Annotated in this window: 12 protein-coding genes; 9 read left to right on the forward strand and 3 right to left on the reverse strand. The window is 73.4% G+C overall.

The genetic code is table 11. The features are described from left to right. The first annotated feature begins 27 nt into the window (after positions 1 to 27). From FDO69_RS38015 to FDO69_RS38035, 5 genes are all read left to right on the forward strand, one after another. Positions 28 to 1,788: a fatty acyl-AMP ligase gene (locus FDO69_RS38015; RefSeq protein ID WP_104788015.1), complete on the forward strand. Its 1,761-nt coding sequence runs from the start codon at positions 28 to 30 to the stop codon at positions 1,786 to 1,788. Then, positions 1,785 to 5,753 carry a type I polyketide synthase gene (locus FDO69_RS38020; protein WP_104788017.1) on the forward strand — a complete coding sequence of 1,323 codons (3,969 nt, stop codon included), beginning with the start codon at positions 1,785 to 1,787 and terminating at the stop codon, positions 5,751 to 5,753. Before FDO69_RS38015 ends, FDO69_RS38020 begins: the two co-directional genes overlap by 4 nt. Positions 5,754 to 5,774: 21 nt before the next feature. Further along, positions 5,775 to 6,728, forward strand: a complete 954-nt coding sequence (locus FDO69_RS38025; RefSeq protein ID WP_104788020.1) for an alpha/beta hydrolase — start codon at positions 5,775 to 5,777, stop codon at positions 6,726 to 6,728. A 122-nt stretch (positions 6,729 to 6,850) separates the two neighbouring features. Further along, positions 6,851 to 8,071: a PucR family transcriptional regulator gene (locus FDO69_RS38030; protein WP_104788023.1), complete on the forward strand. Its 1,221-nt coding sequence runs from the start codon at positions 6,851 to 6,853 to the stop codon at positions 8,069 to 8,071. A 150-nt stretch (positions 8,072 to 8,221) separates the two neighbouring features. Then, positions 8,222 to 8,863, forward strand: a complete 642-nt coding sequence (locus FDO69_RS38035; protein WP_104788026.1) for a cutinase family protein — start codon at positions 8,222 to 8,224, stop codon at positions 8,861 to 8,863. A 69-nt stretch (positions 8,864 to 8,932) separates the two neighbouring features. Here FDO69_RS38035 and FDO69_RS38040 read toward each other — a convergent pair whose 3' ends face one another. Continuing rightward, a complete protein-coding gene (locus FDO69_RS38040) occupies positions 8,933 to 10,654 on the reverse strand; it encodes a hypothetical protein (RefSeq protein WP_104788029.1) in 1,722 nt (573 codons plus the stop codon). A 179-nt stretch (positions 10,655 to 10,833) separates the two neighbouring features. On the opposite strand from FDO69_RS38040, the gene FDO69_RS38045 reads away from it, so the two are divergent. Next, on the forward strand, positions 10,834 to 11,064 hold the full coding sequence (locus tag FDO69_RS38045) for a hypothetical protein (protein ID WP_104788031.1): 231 nt from the start codon (positions 10,834 to 10,836) through the stop codon (positions 11,062 to 11,064). A gap of 6 nt (positions 11,065 to 11,070) precedes the next feature. Here the strand turns inward: FDO69_RS38045 and FDO69_RS38050 are convergent, their stop codons facing one another. Further along, positions 11,071 to 11,931, reverse strand: a complete 861-nt coding sequence (locus tag FDO69_RS38050; RefSeq protein ID WP_104788034.1) for an aldo/keto reductase — start codon at positions 11,929 to 11,931, stop codon at positions 11,071 to 11,073. A 175-nt stretch (positions 11,932 to 12,106) separates the two neighbouring features. Here FDO69_RS38050 and FDO69_RS38055 point away from each other — a divergent pair, with 175 nt between their 5' ends. Both FDO69_RS38055 and FDO69_RS38060 read left to right on the forward strand, forming a co-directional pair. After that, a complete protein-coding gene (locus FDO69_RS38055; protein ID WP_104788037.1) occupies positions 12,107 to 12,517 on the forward strand; it encodes a VOC family protein in 411 nt (136 codons plus the stop codon). 311 nt (positions 12,518 to 12,828) lie between these two features. Further along, positions 12,829 to 13,833 carry a substrate-binding domain-containing protein gene (locus FDO69_RS38060; protein WP_104788040.1) on the forward strand — a complete coding sequence of 335 codons (1,005 nt, stop codon included), beginning with the start codon at positions 12,829 to 12,831 and terminating at the stop codon, positions 13,831 to 13,833. A 27-nt stretch (positions 13,834 to 13,860) separates the two neighbouring features. Here the strand turns inward: FDO69_RS38060 and FDO69_RS38065 are convergent, their stop codons facing one another. After that, positions 13,861 to 14,868, reverse strand: a complete 1,008-nt coding sequence (locus FDO69_RS38065; RefSeq protein WP_104788042.1) for a LacI family DNA-binding transcriptional regulator — start codon at positions 14,866 to 14,868, stop codon at positions 13,861 to 13,863. A gap of 251 nt (positions 14,869 to 15,119) precedes the next feature. Here FDO69_RS38065 and FDO69_RS38070 point away from each other — a divergent pair, with 251 nt between their 5' ends. After that, a complete protein-coding gene (locus FDO69_RS38070) occupies positions 15,120 to 16,070 on the forward strand; it encodes a TIM barrel protein (protein ID WP_104788045.1) in 951 nt (316 codons plus the stop codon). The last annotated feature ends 3 nt before the right edge of the window (positions 16,071 to 16,073 follow it).

Genomic DNA, 16,073 nt, shown 5'->3' on the forward strand with positions numbered 1-16,073 from the left:
GATCCGCGTCGTGAGGAGCCCCGCCTGATGGACAGCCGCCGCCCCCCGCTCGCGCCCGCGTGCCCCACCCTGCCGGAGTACGTACGGCACTGGGCCGAGACCACACCCGACCGCCGGGCCTTCACCTTCGTCGAGCACCCGGCACCGCACTCGCGCGGCATCCACCGCACCCTGACCTGGCACCGCCTGGACGTGCGGGTGCGGGCGCTCGCCGCACGCCTCGCCGACGAGGCCGGGCCCGGGGACCGGGTCGCCCTGCTGTGTCCGCAGGGCACGGAGTACGTGACCGCTTTCCTCGCGACCCTGACGGCCGGGCTGGTCGCCGTACCGCTGTACACGCCGGGCCTGCCCGGGCACGCCGACCGGCTCGCGGGCGTCCTGGCCGACGCGCTCCCGTCGGTGGTGGTGACCACGAGCCGGGCCCGCGACGAGGTGCGGGACTTCCTCGGGACCGGCGGGCCGCGGATCGTCGTCGCGGACGAGGTGCCCGACGACGACGGCCGCGACCGGCAACCGGTCATCCTGGACCCCGGGGCACCCGCCTACCTCCAGTACACGTCCGGTTCGACCCGCGCCCCGGCCGGCGTCGAGATCAGCCACGGCAACGTCGTCGCCAACGCCCGCCAGGCCCTGGCCGCCTACGGCCTCGACACCCGCCCGATGACCAGTGTGGGCTGGCTGCCGCTCTACCACGACATGGGGCTGGTGCTCAGCGTCGCGGCCCCGGTGGCGCGCGGGGCGCTCTCGGTGCTGATGGACCCGGCGGCGTTCCTGCACGAACCCGTGCGCTGGCTGCGGCTGCTCGCCGCGCATCCGAACGCCGTGAGCGCCGCGCCCAACTTCGCCTACGACTACTGCGTCGCGACCGTCACCGCCGACCAGAAGGAGGGCCTGCGGCTGGACAAGGTGACGGCGCTGATCAACGGCAGTGAGCCGGTCCGCCCGGGCACGGCCGACCGGTTCCACACGGCGTTCGCCGGCCAGGGCCTGGCGCCCGGGACGCACTGCCCGTCGTACGGGCTGGCCGAGGCCACGGTGTTCGTGTGCGCGGCCCGGCCGGGTGAGCCGCTCAGCCGGTTCGCGCTCGACCGCGACGCCCTGGCGGCCGGAAAGGCCCTGCCCGCCCGGCCCGACGATCCCCGGGCGGTGCTGCTGGCGGGCTGTGGCACTCCGGCGGGGCAGCGGGTGCGGGTCGCCGACCCGGTGACGCGGGTGCCGCTGCCGGAGGGTGAGGTCGGGGAGATCTGGGTGCAGGGCCCGAACGTGGGCCGCGGCTACTGGAACCGGGACTCGCAGGAGGTCTTCGGCGCGGAGTTCACGGACGCCACGCCCGGCTCGGGACGCTGGCTGCGCACGGGTGATCTGGGAACGGTGCTGGAGGGGCAGCTGGTCGTCACGGGACGGCTGAAGGACCTGATCATCGTCGACGGGCGCAACCACTACCCGCAGGACGTCGAGGCGACGGTGCAGGAGGCGCACGAGGTGGTGCGCCGGGACCGGCTCGCCGCCTTCGCCGTGCCGGGGGGTGCCGGTGGCGAGTGTGCGGTCGTCGTGGCGGAGCACGCGCGGACCGCGCGCCTCGCCGAACTGGACGTACCGGCCGTGGTGCGTGCCGTGCGCGGGGGCGTCTCCGCGCGGCACGGACTGCGGCTGGCCGATGTCGTCCTGGTGCCGCCGGGTACGGTGCCACGCACCTCCAGCGGCAAGGTGTCGCGGGCGCTGACCCGCGCCCGGTATCTGGAGGGTGCCTTCGGCGGGCAGGTCCGGGCGGCGGGTGGGGCCGAATGAGGACGGTCGACGAGGCCGCGCTGCGCCGGCTGATCGCCGAGCGGGTGGCCGCCTGGACCGGGACGTCCCCGGACGACGCCCCGATGGACCGGCCGCTCGCGGATCTCGGCATGGCCTCGCGGGAGGCCGTCGCCCTGGCCGGTGAGCTGTCCCGCGCCACCGGCCGGGAGCTGCCGACGACGCTGCTGTGGGAGACGCCCACCGGGGAGGCCCTGGTGGCTCGGCTGTGCGAGTCACCTGCCCCGGGAGCCGGGGCGGCTCCGATGCCGCGTCCCGCGGTGCCGGGCGGTACGGCCGAGCCGGTCGCGGTCGTCGGGGTCGGCTGCCGCCTGCCCGGCGGCGTGCACGGCCCGGACGACTACTGGCGGCTGCTCAGCGAGGGTGTCGACGCGATCCGGCGCGTCCCGGAGGACCGCTGGCGCGACTTCACCGCGTTCCCACCCGCCGACGCGCATCCGTACGGCGGTTACCTCGACGACATCGCCGGGTTCGACGCCGACTTCTTCCGCATCACCCCGCGCGAGGCCGCGGTGATGGACCCCCAGCAGCGGATCCTGCTGGAGGTCGTCCACGAGGCGCTCGGCCACGCCGCCGTGCCGGCCGGGTCCCTGGCGGGCACGGCCACCGGCGTGTTCGTCGGCATCTCCGCACCGGAGTACGGGCAGTTGACGGGCGCCGACCCGGCCGCCGTCGACCCCTGGGCTCCGGCAGGGGGCGCGCTCAGCGTCGGCGCCGGACGGCTCGCGTACGTCCTGGACACCCGCGGACCGAGCCTGGCCGTCGACACGGCCTGCTCCTCCTCGCTGGTCGCCGTCCATTACGCCTGCGTCAGTCTGCGCACCGGCGAGAGCGACATGGCGATCGCGGCCGGGGTCAACCTGCTGCTGTCGCCGGTCGTCACGGTCGCCTTCCGGCGGGCGGGCGCCCTGGCACCGGACGGGCGCTGCAAGCCGTTCTCCGCGGCGGCCGACGGCATCGGGCGCGGCGAGGGCTGCGCGGCCGTGATCCTCAAGCGGCTCTCCGACGCCGAGCGGGACGGCGACCGGGTGCTGGCCGTCATCCGCGCCAGCGCCGTCAACTCCGACGGCCGCTCGAACGGCCTCATGGCTCCCAACCCGGCCGCACAGCAGGCGTTGCTGGAGCGGGCGTACGCGCAGGCCGGGCTCGCCGCCGAGCACGTCGACTACGTCGAGGCGCACGGTACGGGCACCCCGCTGGGCGATCCGATCGAGGCGGGTGCGCTCGGCGCGGTCCTCGGCGCGGGACGGGACCCCGACCAGCCGCTGCTGCTGGGGTCCGCCAAGGGCAACCTCGGCCATCTGGAGTCCGCCGCGGGCGTCGCGGGCCTGGTGAAGACCGTGCTGGCCCTGCATCACGACGGCATCCCGCCGTCCCTGCACTGCGAGGGGGGCAGTTCCCTCACCGACCCCCGGCTGCGGGTGGTGACCGAGCCGGAGCCCTGGCCCCGCTACGGCGGCACGGCCGTAGCGGGCGTCTCCGGGTTCGGCTTCGGAGGCACCAACGCCCATGTGGTGCTGGAGGAAGGACCGCCCGGCCTGGTCCCGGTGCGACCGGCCGAGGAACCGGCCGCCCGCCTGCACCTGCTCTCCGACCTGGACACCGAGCGCCTGCGCGACACGGCGGGCAGGCTCGCCGGGCGGTTGCGGAACGGCGCCGCGCACCCCGCGGACGTGGCACGGACCCTGGCCGGCCGTACGGGCCGCGGTCCCGTGCGCGCCGCCGTGGCCGCCCGAGACCGGGACGAACTGGCCGACGCGCTGGACGCGTTGGCGTCCGGGCGCCCGGACCCGCGAGTGACGACCGGGGACCGCGACCGCGTGGGGCGCGGCCCCGTGTGGGTCTTCTCCGGGTACGGCAGTCAGTGGCCCGGCATGGGGCGCCGGCTGCTGGCCGAGGAACCCGCGTTCGCCGCCGCCGTCGAGAAGCTCGACCCGCAGCTCGCCCCCGAGTGCGGCCTCTCCCTGTACGACCATCTGTCCTCGGGCGACGGTCTCGACCGTCTGGAGGTCGCCCAACCAGTGCTGTTCGGCCTTCAGCTGGCGCTCGCCGAGCTGTGGCGTTCCCACGGTGTCGAGCCCGCCGGGGTGATCGGCCACTCCATGGGCGAGGTGGCGGCGGCCGTGTGCGCGGGTGCGCTGGACGTGACGGACGGGGCGCGTGTCATCGCCGTACGGGCCCGGCTGCTGAGTGGGCTGCGGGGCGGCGCGATGGCCGTGGTGGACCTGGACGACACCGAACTCGACGCGCTGGCACGGGACTTCCCGGAGGTGCATGTCGCCGTGCACTCCTCCCCGCGGCAGAAGGTCGTCACGGGTGAGGAGGCCGCGGTGGCCGGGCTCGTGCACCGGCTGGAGGGGCAGGGCCGGGCGGCGAGGGCCATGCGGGTCGTCGGCGCCGGGCACTCGCCGCAGGTGGACGGGTTGTTGCCGGAGCTGGCGGACGCGCTGTCCGGCATCCGGGGGCGGCGGCCGCGCGTCCCGGTCCACTCCACGGTCCTCGACGATCCGCGCGGGGACTGCCTCTTCGACGCCGCGCACTGGGCGGCCAACCTGCGCAGGCCCGTGCGGCTGGACCGGGCGCTGGCGTCGGCAGCGGCCGTCGGCCACACGGCCTTCGTCGAGATCTCCCCCCACCCCGTGCTGACGGGAGCCGTCGCCGACACCGTGCCGGGCGCCCTCGCCCTGGCCACGCTGCGCCGGGACGCCGACGGGTCGGAGGCGTTCGCCGGGCAACTGGGCGCCCTGTACGCGGCGGGACAGCGCCTGCCCGTGCCGCCGGGGCGGGTCATCGACCTGCCGCTGCCCCGGTGGCGGCACGTACGGCACTGGTGGACGGACGGCCGGGCGGCCGGCACCGAGCCACTGCGTGAGGAACCTTCTGCCGCAGTGAGCGAGCCTTCCTCGGTCCTGACCCGCCTGACCCACCACATCGCCGCCGTCACCGGCCACTCCCCCGCCCGTATCACCCCGGGCACCGCGTGGGCCGACCTCGGGCTGGACTCGCTGATGGCGGTCCGGGTGCGCACGGCGGTGCAGCGCGAGTTCGGCGTCGAACTGCCCCTGCGCGAGCTGTTCGCCGCCGTCACCGTCGAGGACGCCGCCACCCGCCTCGAGCGCGCCCTCCCCCGGAACGACACCCCGGTGCGGCCCCTGCGCGCCACCGGCTCGCGGCCCCCGCTGTTCCTCGTCCACGCCGCCGGCGGCCCGGTCGGCGTCTACCGGACGCTCACCGAACTCCTCGGCGACGACCAGCCGGTGTACGGGCTGGAACGGATCGAGGAGGCCCGGACCGTGCCCGAGAAGGCGCGGCGCTACGCCGAGGCGATCGACGCCGTCCGTCCCGACGGCCCGTTGCTGCTGGGGGGCTGGTCCTTCGGCGGCTTCGTGGCCCAGGAGACGGCGCGGCACCTGACGGCCGCCGGGCGGGAGGTGCGGCTGGTCGTGCTCATCGACTCCGTACGACCGCTCCCCCTCCCTGGAGTGACGCGTTCGGACCGGATCCGGGCGCACTTCGAGGGCTTCGCCCGCCACGTCGCGGACGCCTACGGCGTACGGCTGGAGTTGCCGTACGACGAGCTCGTGGCGATGGGCGACGACGCGGCCCGGATCGACGCCGTGCTGCGCGTCCTGCGCGAGGCCGCCGACGTGCCGCCCGCGGCGCTGGAGCACCAGCGGTCCTCCTACCTGGACATGGGCATCGGCGAGTCGCACAGTCCCGCCCCCCACGACGGGCCGGTGGTCCTCTACCGCGCCACCGAGCCCGCGCCGCACACCGTGCGCGACCCCGCGTACGAGCGGGACGACCCGGCGCTGGGCTGGGACGAGGTGTGCCCACGACTGCGGGTGGTGCCGGTGCCCGGTCACCATCTGTCGCTGCTCGATCCGCCGCACGTCGGCGAGATCGCCGCCCATCTGAGCCGGACACTCGCCGAGCCGGCCCCCTGACATGGAACCCGAGGAGCCGTCATGCCCCACCTGCCGCAGCAGCCCGCCGCCGGAGTGTCCCGGCGCACCGTCGCCAGAGCGACGGCCGCCGCCTCTCTCGCCGCCCTGTTCGGGGCCGCGGCCGGCACGGCCCCGGCCCGGGCGGCCACCCGGCTCGGACCGCGCACGCTGGACGTGTCCGTGCCCTCCGCGGCGCTCGGCCGCAGCGCTCCGGTCCGGCTGATCCTGCCGTCGGACTTCGGTACGCGCCCGGAGAAGAAGTACCCGGTGCTGTACCTGCTGCACGGCGCGCACGACGACTACACCTCGTGGACCCGTGAGACGGACATCGAGGCGTTCACCGCCGGCCGCGACCTGATCGTGGCGATGCCGGACGCGGGCCCCACCGGCATCCCGAGCGTCTGGCGCGGCGGCCCCGACTACGAGACGTTCCAGCTGAAGGAGGTGCCGGCGCTGCTCGCCCGGGACTACCGGGCCTCCGGCACCCGGGCGGTCGCCGGGGTGTCCACCGGCGGCTACGGGGCCATGGCCCACGCGGCCCGCCACCCCGGGGCGTTCACCGCGGCGGCCTCCTACAGCGGCATTCTCGACACCACCGCCCCCGGTGTTCCCGCCATCATGGACGCGATCGTGGCCCGCGAGAACCTGCCGGCCGCGTCCCTCTGGGGAAATCCGGTCTTCAACCTCCTGACCTGGCGGGACTTCAACCCGCGCGCCCGCGCCACCGGGCTGCGAGGCACGGCCCTGTACGTGTCGCAGGGCAGCGGAGTCGGCAACGGCGGTGATCCGCTGCCCGGGATCCTGGAGAGCGCCCTGTGGCCCTCGGCCCAGGGCTTCGCCCGCACGCTGGCCCTGATGGGGATCCCGGCCACCACGCACTTCTACGGGGGCGGCGGGCACGACTGGGCGCACTGGAAGCCGGAGTTCACGGCCTCGTGGCCGGTCCTCGCCCGTGCGCTGGGCGTGCCAGAGTGACGGGCGTGCCGTCGGGGCACGGAACGGAACGGAGGGGTCGTCCGTCTCACACAGGACTCCCCACTCGTCCCACAGGCGACAGCCCGCGGGTGAGCCGCTTCCGGTCGAAAGGAGTGTCCGTGATGGCTGTGCCCACCCCGCACGGCGTGCCGGACCGCCCCACCGCGCCGCAGTTCCCCCCTGAGCTGGCGAAGGTGCTGCGCGCCGATCTGGCGGCCGTCGCCGACGAGGTGGAGGAGGAGGTCCGCCGCCAGGTCCCCGAGTACGCGCGGCCCGCCGACGGCACGTACCGCCAGAACCTGCGGTCCGGGGTGGTGCAGGCGCTGACCCTGTTCGTCGACCACATCGCCGATCCGCGCGACGACGGGGGCGCGATCGCGGCGACGTACTACGAACTCGGGCGGGGCGAGGCCCTGGAGGGCCGCAGTCTGGACGCGCTGCAGTCCGCGCTGCGGGTCGGCGGGATGCGCGCCTGGCGGCGGATGGGCCAGACGGCGGAGGAACTCGGGCTGGACTCCACGGTCGTGGCCGTGCTCGGGGAGCTGGCGTTCCGGACCGTGCACGAGGTCGCCCAGGCGGCCGCGTCCGGGTACGCCGAGGCCCAGCTGCGCAGCTCCGACGAGCTGGAGCGGCGCCGCAAGCGCCTGCTGGAGCTGCTCCTGGAGGACGGGCCGGTGGCGCCGGCGGCGGTGCAGGACCTGGCGCACGGCGCGCGCTGGCCCGTGCCGCGGACGGTCGCCGTCGTGGCGCTCGCGGCGGCGCCGGACCGGCGGGAGGAGGACCGGCCGCTGGCGGCGGCGGGCGCGCTGGTGGACATGGGGTCCCGCCCGCCGCGCATGCTGGTGCCCGACCCGGACGGCTCCGGCGGCATCGGCGGCCGGGCGTTCACGCTCGCGCTGCGTGGCCGGCCCGCCGCGATCGGCCCGACGGTCGCGGTCACCGAGGCCGCGCAGTCGCTGCGCCTGGCCACCCGGGCGCTCGGTCTGATGGGCCGTGGGGTGCTGCCGCGCCAGGGTGTGGTGCGCTGCGACGAGCATCTGTCGACGCTGCTGCTGCACGGCGACGAGCCGCTGCTGGAGCGCCTCCGGTCCAGGGCCCTGGCGCCCCTCGACACGGTCTCGGCCGGGCAGCGCGACCGGCTCGCCGAGACACTGCTGGCCTGGCTGCTCAGCGGCAGCAACGTGCCGGACGTCGCCGTGCGGCTGCACATCCACCCCCAGACGGTCCGCTACCGCCTGCGCCAGCTGGAGAAGCTCTTCGGCGACGCCCTGCACGACCCGGCGACCCGCCTCGACCTCATTCTCGCGTTGCGCGCGGAATCCCTGCACACACCGCAGAACTGACGTCCGCATTCAGGAATTTGCTCAATCGGCGACAAAAACCGGCGGGGTTTCCATAATCCCGTCCATAACAGCAGGCGAAAGAAAGCCCATACGTTCGGGGCGTCCTTTTTCGCAGGCGCTTCACGCGCCTTTCCACGCGGAGGATCCCCCATGCGTATCCGTATGTGTCTCGCGGCGCTCTCCCTGGCCGGCGGGGCGGGTCTCGCCACCCTCTCGGCTCCCCCGGCCATGGCCGCGGCCTGCTCGGACGTCGAGGTCGTCGCCGCCCGCGGCACCTTCGAGCCGGGCACGCTCGGCTTCATCGTCGGCGACCCGGTGTATTCCGCCCTGCAGAAGAAGGCGGCGGGCAAGAACGTGTCCAGCTACAAGGTGAACTACCCCGCCGACCTCTCCCCCACGTCCGCGGCGCAGGGCAATCTCGATCTGGTGAACCATGTGAAGAGCCAGGCCGCCGCCTGCCCGGGCCAGAAGTTCGTTCTCGTCGGCTATTCGCAAGGCGCGAACGTCGTGGACAACTCGATCGGCATCAGCAGCGCCGGCGCGGTGGTCGGCAGCCCCATCGTGGCCACCCTGCCCGCCGCGGTCGAGCCGAAGGTCGCCGCGGTGCTGCTGTTCGGCAACCCGATCCGGGCGCTCGGCAAGAGCGTCACCGGCACCTACCAGAGCCGCACCCTCGACCTCTGTGCCAAGGGCGACCCCGTCTGTGAGAACGGCGGGGGCGATGTCGGGGCGCACCTGAGCTACCGGGACGACGCCGAGGAGGCGGCCACGTTCGCCGCGGGCAGACTCTGATCCCGTCCGGCGCGAAGGGGCCCGGGAGGAGGTCCTCCCGGGCCCCGGGCGTGCGTACCGGGCGAGGGTCTAGCGCGGTGTCCGCGCGAAGCCGGCGAGGCTGGTGGAGACGGGCTCCGGCCGGCCGTTGTTCTGTACGGGCGCCGCGGTCAGGACATCCAGGTGCTGGTAGCCGTCCGCGACCACCGGGTGCAGGTCGGCCGGGACCCGCCCGGCCAGCAGGCCCTCACCGGCGAGCACGGTGAGCACCGGGTTGGCCTTGAGCCCCTCGGGGTGGACGACGAGCTTCTTCACCTGCGGTGAGGTGGCCAGTTCGATGTCCGTGACCAGCTTGGTCGGGAAGTACTGCTCGGTGAAGTCCAGCGGCTGCTCGGCCAGGCTGCGGGCCAGTTGCCGCACATCGGTGACCTCCTCGCCGGCGCCGGTGAACGGGGTGCCGTCGGCCGACCGGTAGCCGGGGTCGTCCGCGTCGCCGACGCGGTCGTAGTTGCGCCACGTGTAGAGCGGACCGTGCGGCCGGTCCGGGATGGCCTTGTACGCGGTCCCGTACAGCCCCGGTCGGGCGTCGCCCCCGTTGGCGGCGGGGAAGCTCTTGTCGGCGATCGGTCCGCCGTCGAAGAAGCCGACACTGGTCTGCAGGAACGCCAGCGGGACGGAGTTGTCGTCCAGCAGCGCCCCGAGCACCGCCCCGTTGGTGAGCCGGAAGTCCCTCACCGCCGGCGAGCCGCTGAGGAAGGCGGCGGTGTCCTTGGCGAACAGGAAACGGTTGGTGGCCTCGATGTTGAGGTCGCGGGGCAGATAGCCGGGCAGGTCCGCCTCACCGTCGAGGTCCTTCAGGGCGCCCAGACCCGCGATGCCGAGCAGGGTCATGGTCTCGGGGTTGAGCAGCACCGGCGCGGACAGGGTGCGCGGCAGCACCCCGCTGTCCAGCCCGGCTTGCACGACGCCGTAACCGAGGCCGATGTCGGGCAGGTTGGTGTCGCCGGGAATGCTGCCGCTGAGGTCGCCCAGTGTGGTGGAGACGGTCGTGTCGAGGGCGAAGTAGCCGGCGCACTGGTTGTACCCGGCGTCGGCCGTGGTGGCGCGGTCGCCGTCGAAGTCGGCTGCGGCGAAGTACCCGGTGATGACGCCGCCCAGCGAGTGCCCGCCGCACAGCACCTTCCGCTTGCGCAGTGCCTGGGAGGGCAACTCGGCGGTGAGCAGGTCGTACTGGTCGCGTACGGTCTGCTCGATCCCGAGCTTCGCCATCCAGCCCAGTTGTGCGTTGCCGGTGTGGCCGCCGAAGGTGCGGCCGTCGACCTGCTTGCCGCGGTAGTAGTAGTCGACGGCGGTGTGCTGGTCGCCGGAGGCGATGCCGGTGCGGTCCTCCAGGCAGTTGGAGCGCCGGTCCAGCGCCCAGAACTCGATGTGCTGCCCCTGCTCGGCGGCCCGCTTGACGGTGTTGCGGGCGACGCTGTCGAACGCTCCCGCCCCTTCCAGGATGCCGGGCTGGGCGATGAGGATCCGGTCCGCTTCGGCTGAAGCGGCCGGACCGTCGGCGGACCGGTAGCGCAGGTACGACAGCCGGTCGCAGGCCTCGGGGCGGGGCCCGGCCGACTCCGGCAGCGGCACCCTCACCCGCACCATCGACTCCGTCACCCCGGTCACCGGCGACGTCGACGTCACCGGCGTCTCGGTGCGCGTTCCCTCGGCGCGGGCGCCCGGGGCGGCGGCCGTGAGTGTCCCGGCGGTCAGCAGTACCGCGAGCACGGCACCGCGCCACTTCCCTCTGTTCATGCGATTCATGTCCATGCCACGGACGCTAGGGCGGTGGCACGACCGCTCTCAGGGAGTGCTGATGAGAACTCAGCTTCCGGATGGCGGCTTGTCACCGGCGCACAGCGCGCCCGGGCTCCGGCGCGAGAGGGGCCCGTACCGCTTCTGGAGGCCACCGAGCTGCGGTCCGGCCGTTTCGGGAGCATGGTGGGGCTATGGACGGTCAACCCCCTGTGGTCGTGCAGCCGCCCGCGACGGACGGCGGACGGCTGGTGACCATCCACGGCGAGCGCATGGGCGTCGCCTACAGCCTCTTCGACGTGCTGGACCTGCTGCACCGCGAGGGCCTGCCCACCACCGACACGGCCGTCGACGACACCGAGCTGATCGAGTGGCAGGGCGGCGGCCCGTACGACTGGAACAGCGGGGCGTCCGACGAGGCGTGAGCCTGCTTACGCCGGCCCCGCGCCCCGGTCCTGCCCGGTCTCGGCCAACCCGTCGAGCCGGTCGCGCTGGGCGGGTGTCAGCTTCAGGCCGGCCGCGGCGAGGTTCTCCTCCAGGTGCTCGATCCGGGCCGTGCCGGGGATCGGCAGGACGACCGGTGCACGGTCGAGCAGCCAGGCGAGCGCGACCTGCGTGGGCGTGGCGCCGAGCTCGGCCGCGACGACGGCGATTCCGGCTTCGGCCCCGGTGTTCCCCCAGGCCACCGGCCGCCACGGCAGAAAGGCGATCCCGGCGGCGGCGCACGCGTCCAGCACCGCCTCGTGCTCCCGGTCGAGCAGGTTGTAGCGGTTCTGCACGCTCACGACGTCGACCAGCTCCCGGGCCCGCTCCAGTTCGTCGACGGTGACCTCCGACAGCCCGATCCGGCCGACCAGGCCTTCGGTCTGCAGCTCGCGCAGGGTGCCCAGCTGGTCGGCGAGTGGCGTGTCGGGGTCGATGCGGTGCAGCTGGAGCAGTTCGATCCGCTCGGTCCGCAGCCGCCGCAGGGCCTGCCGGACCTGGTCGCGCAGGATCTCCGGCCGCCCGTCGAGCTTCCAGTCGCCGCCGGGGCCGGTGCGGGCGACACCCACCTTTGTGGTGATCAGCAGGCCGTCCGGGTAGGGGTGCAGGGCCTCGGCGAGGAGCTCCTCGTTGACCCCGCCGCCGTACAGGTGAGCCGTGTCGATGAGCGTGACGCCCAGCTCCACGGCCCGTCTGGCCACCGCGAGGGCGTTCTCCCGAGCGGGGCCGGGTTCGGCCGGCAGGTGCATGGCTCCGAAGCCGAGCCGGCCTACCTCCAGATCCCCACCGATACGGAACGTCGATGACATGAGCCGCCGTCTCCCCTCATGGTCAAGAGGCAACGCTAGCAGGGCAGTTGGTCGCTGGAGCCGGCCTCGACGGCACCTCGGCCTTCCCGGGGCCCGGCACGCTCGACGAGCCCTTGCCGGTACCTGGCGATACGCTGCGCGAAAACGGCTCTTTGCCCACTTCTGGGAGGTTCCTATGGCCTCGCGCCTCAACCCGTACCTCACCTTCAACGGCGACGCCCGGCAGGCGATGGAGTTCTACAAGGAGGTCTTCGGCGGCACCCTCGACCTCAACAGCTACGGAGAGTTCGGGCAGGCGGACGCCCCGAACGCCGACAAGATCATGCACGGCATGCTGGAAACGACCAGCGGCTTCACCCTGATGGGCGCCGACAACCCGCCGGGCATGCAGTCCGAGCAGGGCAGTCCCTTCTCCGTGAGCCTGAGCGGCGACGACGACGCCGAGCTGCGCGGCTACTGGGAGAAGCTGTCCGAGGGCGGTTCGGTGTCGGTGCCGCTGGAGAAGCAGATGTGGGGCGACGTGTTCGGCATGTGCACGGACCGCTTCGGCGTCCCGTGGATGGTCAACATCAGCACGGAGAGCTGAGCCACCGCACCCCCGACGGTCCCGGACCGTCCACCCGGAGGCCGCCCGTACGCACCGCTCACCACCGGTGCGCACGGGCGGCCCTCTTTTGTTGGTACGTCCTGACAAAGCTGTTGACATCCCCCCGGGGCAGCCGCATAGTACCTGCCACTAGAGCGCGCTAGTGACGCGCTCCAGTCACCGAGTACACGGGGTCCGCACCCAGGACCGCCGCACCACCCATGACCGCCGCCGCCCCGGGCGCCCACCCCTCGCCCGCCTCCCGGCCGGGGCGCGGCCCCCTCGTCCCAGCACAGTGAGGTGCACCCGACATGCGCAGACACCACAGAGCCACCGCCCTGACGACCGCCGTCGCCGTCGGCGCCCTGCTCGCCGCAGGCTGCTCCAGCGGCTCCGGCGGGAAGAACTCCGAGGCCGGCGGCACCGACGCCATCGTGGGCAAGGCCACCACCCCGCGGATGACCGTCGCCCTGGTCACCCACGCGGCGCCGGGCGACACGTTCTGGGACCTGATCCGCAAGGGCGCCCAGGCCGCCGCGGCGAAGGACAACATCAAGCTCGTCTACTCCAGCGACCCCGTCGCCGGGAACCAGGCCAACCTCGTGCAGAACGCGATCGACCAGAAGGTCGACGGCATCGCCCTCACCGCCGCCAAGCCCGACGCGATGAAGGGCGTCGTGGCGAAGGCCAAGGCGGCCGGCATCCCCGTCGTCGGCTTCAACTCCGGCCTGGACGGCTGGAAGAAGCTCGGCATGCTCGAGTACTTCGGCCAGGACGAGAACATCGCGGGGCAGGCGTTCGGCGAGCGGCTCGACCAACTGGGGGCCAAGCACGCCGTCTGTGTCGTACAGGAGCAGGGCCAGGTCGCGCTGGAGGCCCGCTGCGCCGGCCTGAAGAAGGGCTTCGACGGCACGACGGAGAACCTGTACGTCAACGGCACGGACATGCCCTCGGTGAAGTCGACACTGACCGCCAAGCTCCAGAAGGACTCCTCCATCGACCAGGTGGTCACGCTCGGTGCCCCGATCGCCCTGACCGCCGTGCAGTCGGTCAATGACGCCGGCAGCAAGGCGAAGGTCGCCACGTTCGACCTCAACAAGGAGCTCGTCGGCGCCGTCCAGGGCGGCAGCATCGAGTTCGCCGTCGACCAGCAGCCCTACCTCCAGGGCTACCTGGCCGTGGATTCACTCTGGCTGTACAAGACCAACGGCAACGTCAGCGGCGGCGGCACCGCGCCCGTGCTCACCGGACCGGCGTTCGTCACGAAGGACAACGTCGGCAGCGTCGCCGAGTTCGCCGAGAAGGGCACGCGCTGACGGAAAGTGGCGGCGAGGGCACGCGCGTCAGGCCGGCCCCGGCTCCTTCAGGACCGGCCCGCTCGTCCCCCGCACCACGAGCTTGGGGTCCAGCACCGCCTCCCGCGGCTCCAGTTCTCCCTTCTCCAGCCGCTCGACGGCGAAACGGACGGCGTGCTCGGCCATCAGGGCGGCGTCCTGCCGGACGGTGGTCAGCCCGATCGGCATCAGGTGGGAGAGGTGACTGTCGTCGTAGCCGACGACGGAGAGGTCGCGCGGGACGTCCACGCCCGCCCGGGTCAGGGCCATCAGCAGACCCATCGCGCAGCGGTCGTTGCCGGCGAGGACCGCCGTCGGCAGCGGCTGCCCGCCGTCCCGCTCGGCCAGCAGCAGGCGGCCGGTCTCGATACCGGACTCCTCGGTGTGGTGACCGGGGATCACCCGCGCCTCGGCCTCAAGCCCGTGGCGGCGCATCGCGGCCCGGTAGGCACGCCGGCGCTCCGCCGAGCCGGGACCGCGTCCGCCGTCGATGTGCACGATCCGGCGGTGCCCCAGCTCCACCAGGTGGTCCATGGCCTGGCGGACGCCCTTGCCCTCGGCCGTGTGCACGAAGTCGACCCGGGCCTGGGGCACCCTGCGGCTGACCGAGACGGCGACCGTGCGCTGCCCGAGTTCGTCCAGGTAGGCCGACTCGGCGTCCGGGCCGAGCAGGATCACCGCCTCACAGCGGTGGCTGAGCAGCGCCTCGACCGCCTTGACCTCGCTGCGGCCCCGGGTCGCCCCGGAGAGCAGCACGTCGTAGCCGAGGCGTTCGGCCTCGGGGTAGATGCCCGTGATGAGGTCCGTGTGGAACGTCTGCTGCACGGTGAACATGACGCCGAGCGTGCGGCTGCGGCCGCGGGCCAGCAGGCGGGCCGCGCTGTCGGGGCGGTAGCCGATCTCGTCGGCCACGCGCAGGACCCGCTCCCGGGTCTCCTGGCCGGCTCCGGCCTGGTTGCGGAAGACGATCGAGACGAGCGCGCGGGAGACGCCCGCCTTCTCGGCGACGTCCGCCATCGTGGGCCGCTGCCTGCCCGATGCATCCACCTGTGAACCCACCCTCCGACGCCGCACACCCTACGGTGTGCCCCGGATTACGGGGCGCCCCGGATTACGGCGTGCCCCGGACCGGACCTCGCGCGAGGATCCTGCGATCTCCCGGCGACCAGCTATTGACATGACATTTGGACAGGGGTCATCGTACTCGAACTAGAGCGCGCTAGTAGCGCGCGACAGCCCGCGGAAACCGCAGCGCGAAGGACACCTCCATGGCAACGGCGCCTCCCCCTCTCCGTACCACCGTCGGCAATCTGTGCCTCGGATCCGCCCCCGACTCCTGGGGCGTCTGGTTCCCCGAGGACGAGCACCAGGTGCCGTACACCCGCTTCCTCGACGAGCTGGTCCGGGCCGGATACGCGTGGCTGGAGCTGGGCCCGTACGGCTACCTGCCCACCGACCCGCAGCGGCTGAAGGCCGAGCTGGACGTACGAGGACTCCAGGTCTCCGGCGGTACCGCCTTCGGCGCACTCCACCGGCCCGAGGCGTGGGACGAGATGCTCGCCCATGTCCGGCAGGTCGCGGCCCTGACCGCCGCCGCGGGGGCGCACCACCTGGTCTTCATCCCGCCGATGTACCGGGACGAGAAGACCGGCGCGTTCACCGAGTCGCCCGAACTCACCGCCGGGCAGTGGGCCGGGTTCGGCCGGGCCGCGAACCGGCTGGGGAAGTTGCTGCTGGACGAGTACGACGTGCGGCTGGTGATCCATCCGCACGCCGACAGCCACGTCCAGACCCAGCCGGAGATCGAGCGGCTGCTCAACGAGTCCGACAGCCGCTACACCAACCTCTGCCTGGACACCGGGCATGTGGCCTACGGCGGCGGGGACAACCTCGATCTGATCCGCCGCTTCGGTGAGCGGGTCGGCTACGTCCACATCAAGCAGATGGACCCGGAGATCCTCGCCCAGGTCGCCGCCGAGGACCTGTCGTTCGGTGAGGCCGTCAAGCGCGGGGTGTGCGTGTCGCCGCCTGCCGGAGTGCCGAAGCCGGCCGATGTGGTCGCCGAACTGGCCCGGCCGGACGCCGAGTTGTTCGTGATCGTCGAGCAGGACCTGTACCCGTGCGCTCCCGAGGTGCCGCTGCCCATCGCGGTCGGCACCCGTGAACACCTGGCCGGCTGTGGCCTGTCGGGTACCCGGCGCCCGAACGTCGACAGGTAAGGA

The sequence above is a fragment of the Streptomyces tibetensis genome, from assembly GCF_007655005.1.
GTDB lineage: Bacteria > Actinomycetota > Actinomycetes > Streptomycetales > Streptomycetaceae > Streptomyces > Streptomyces tibetensis.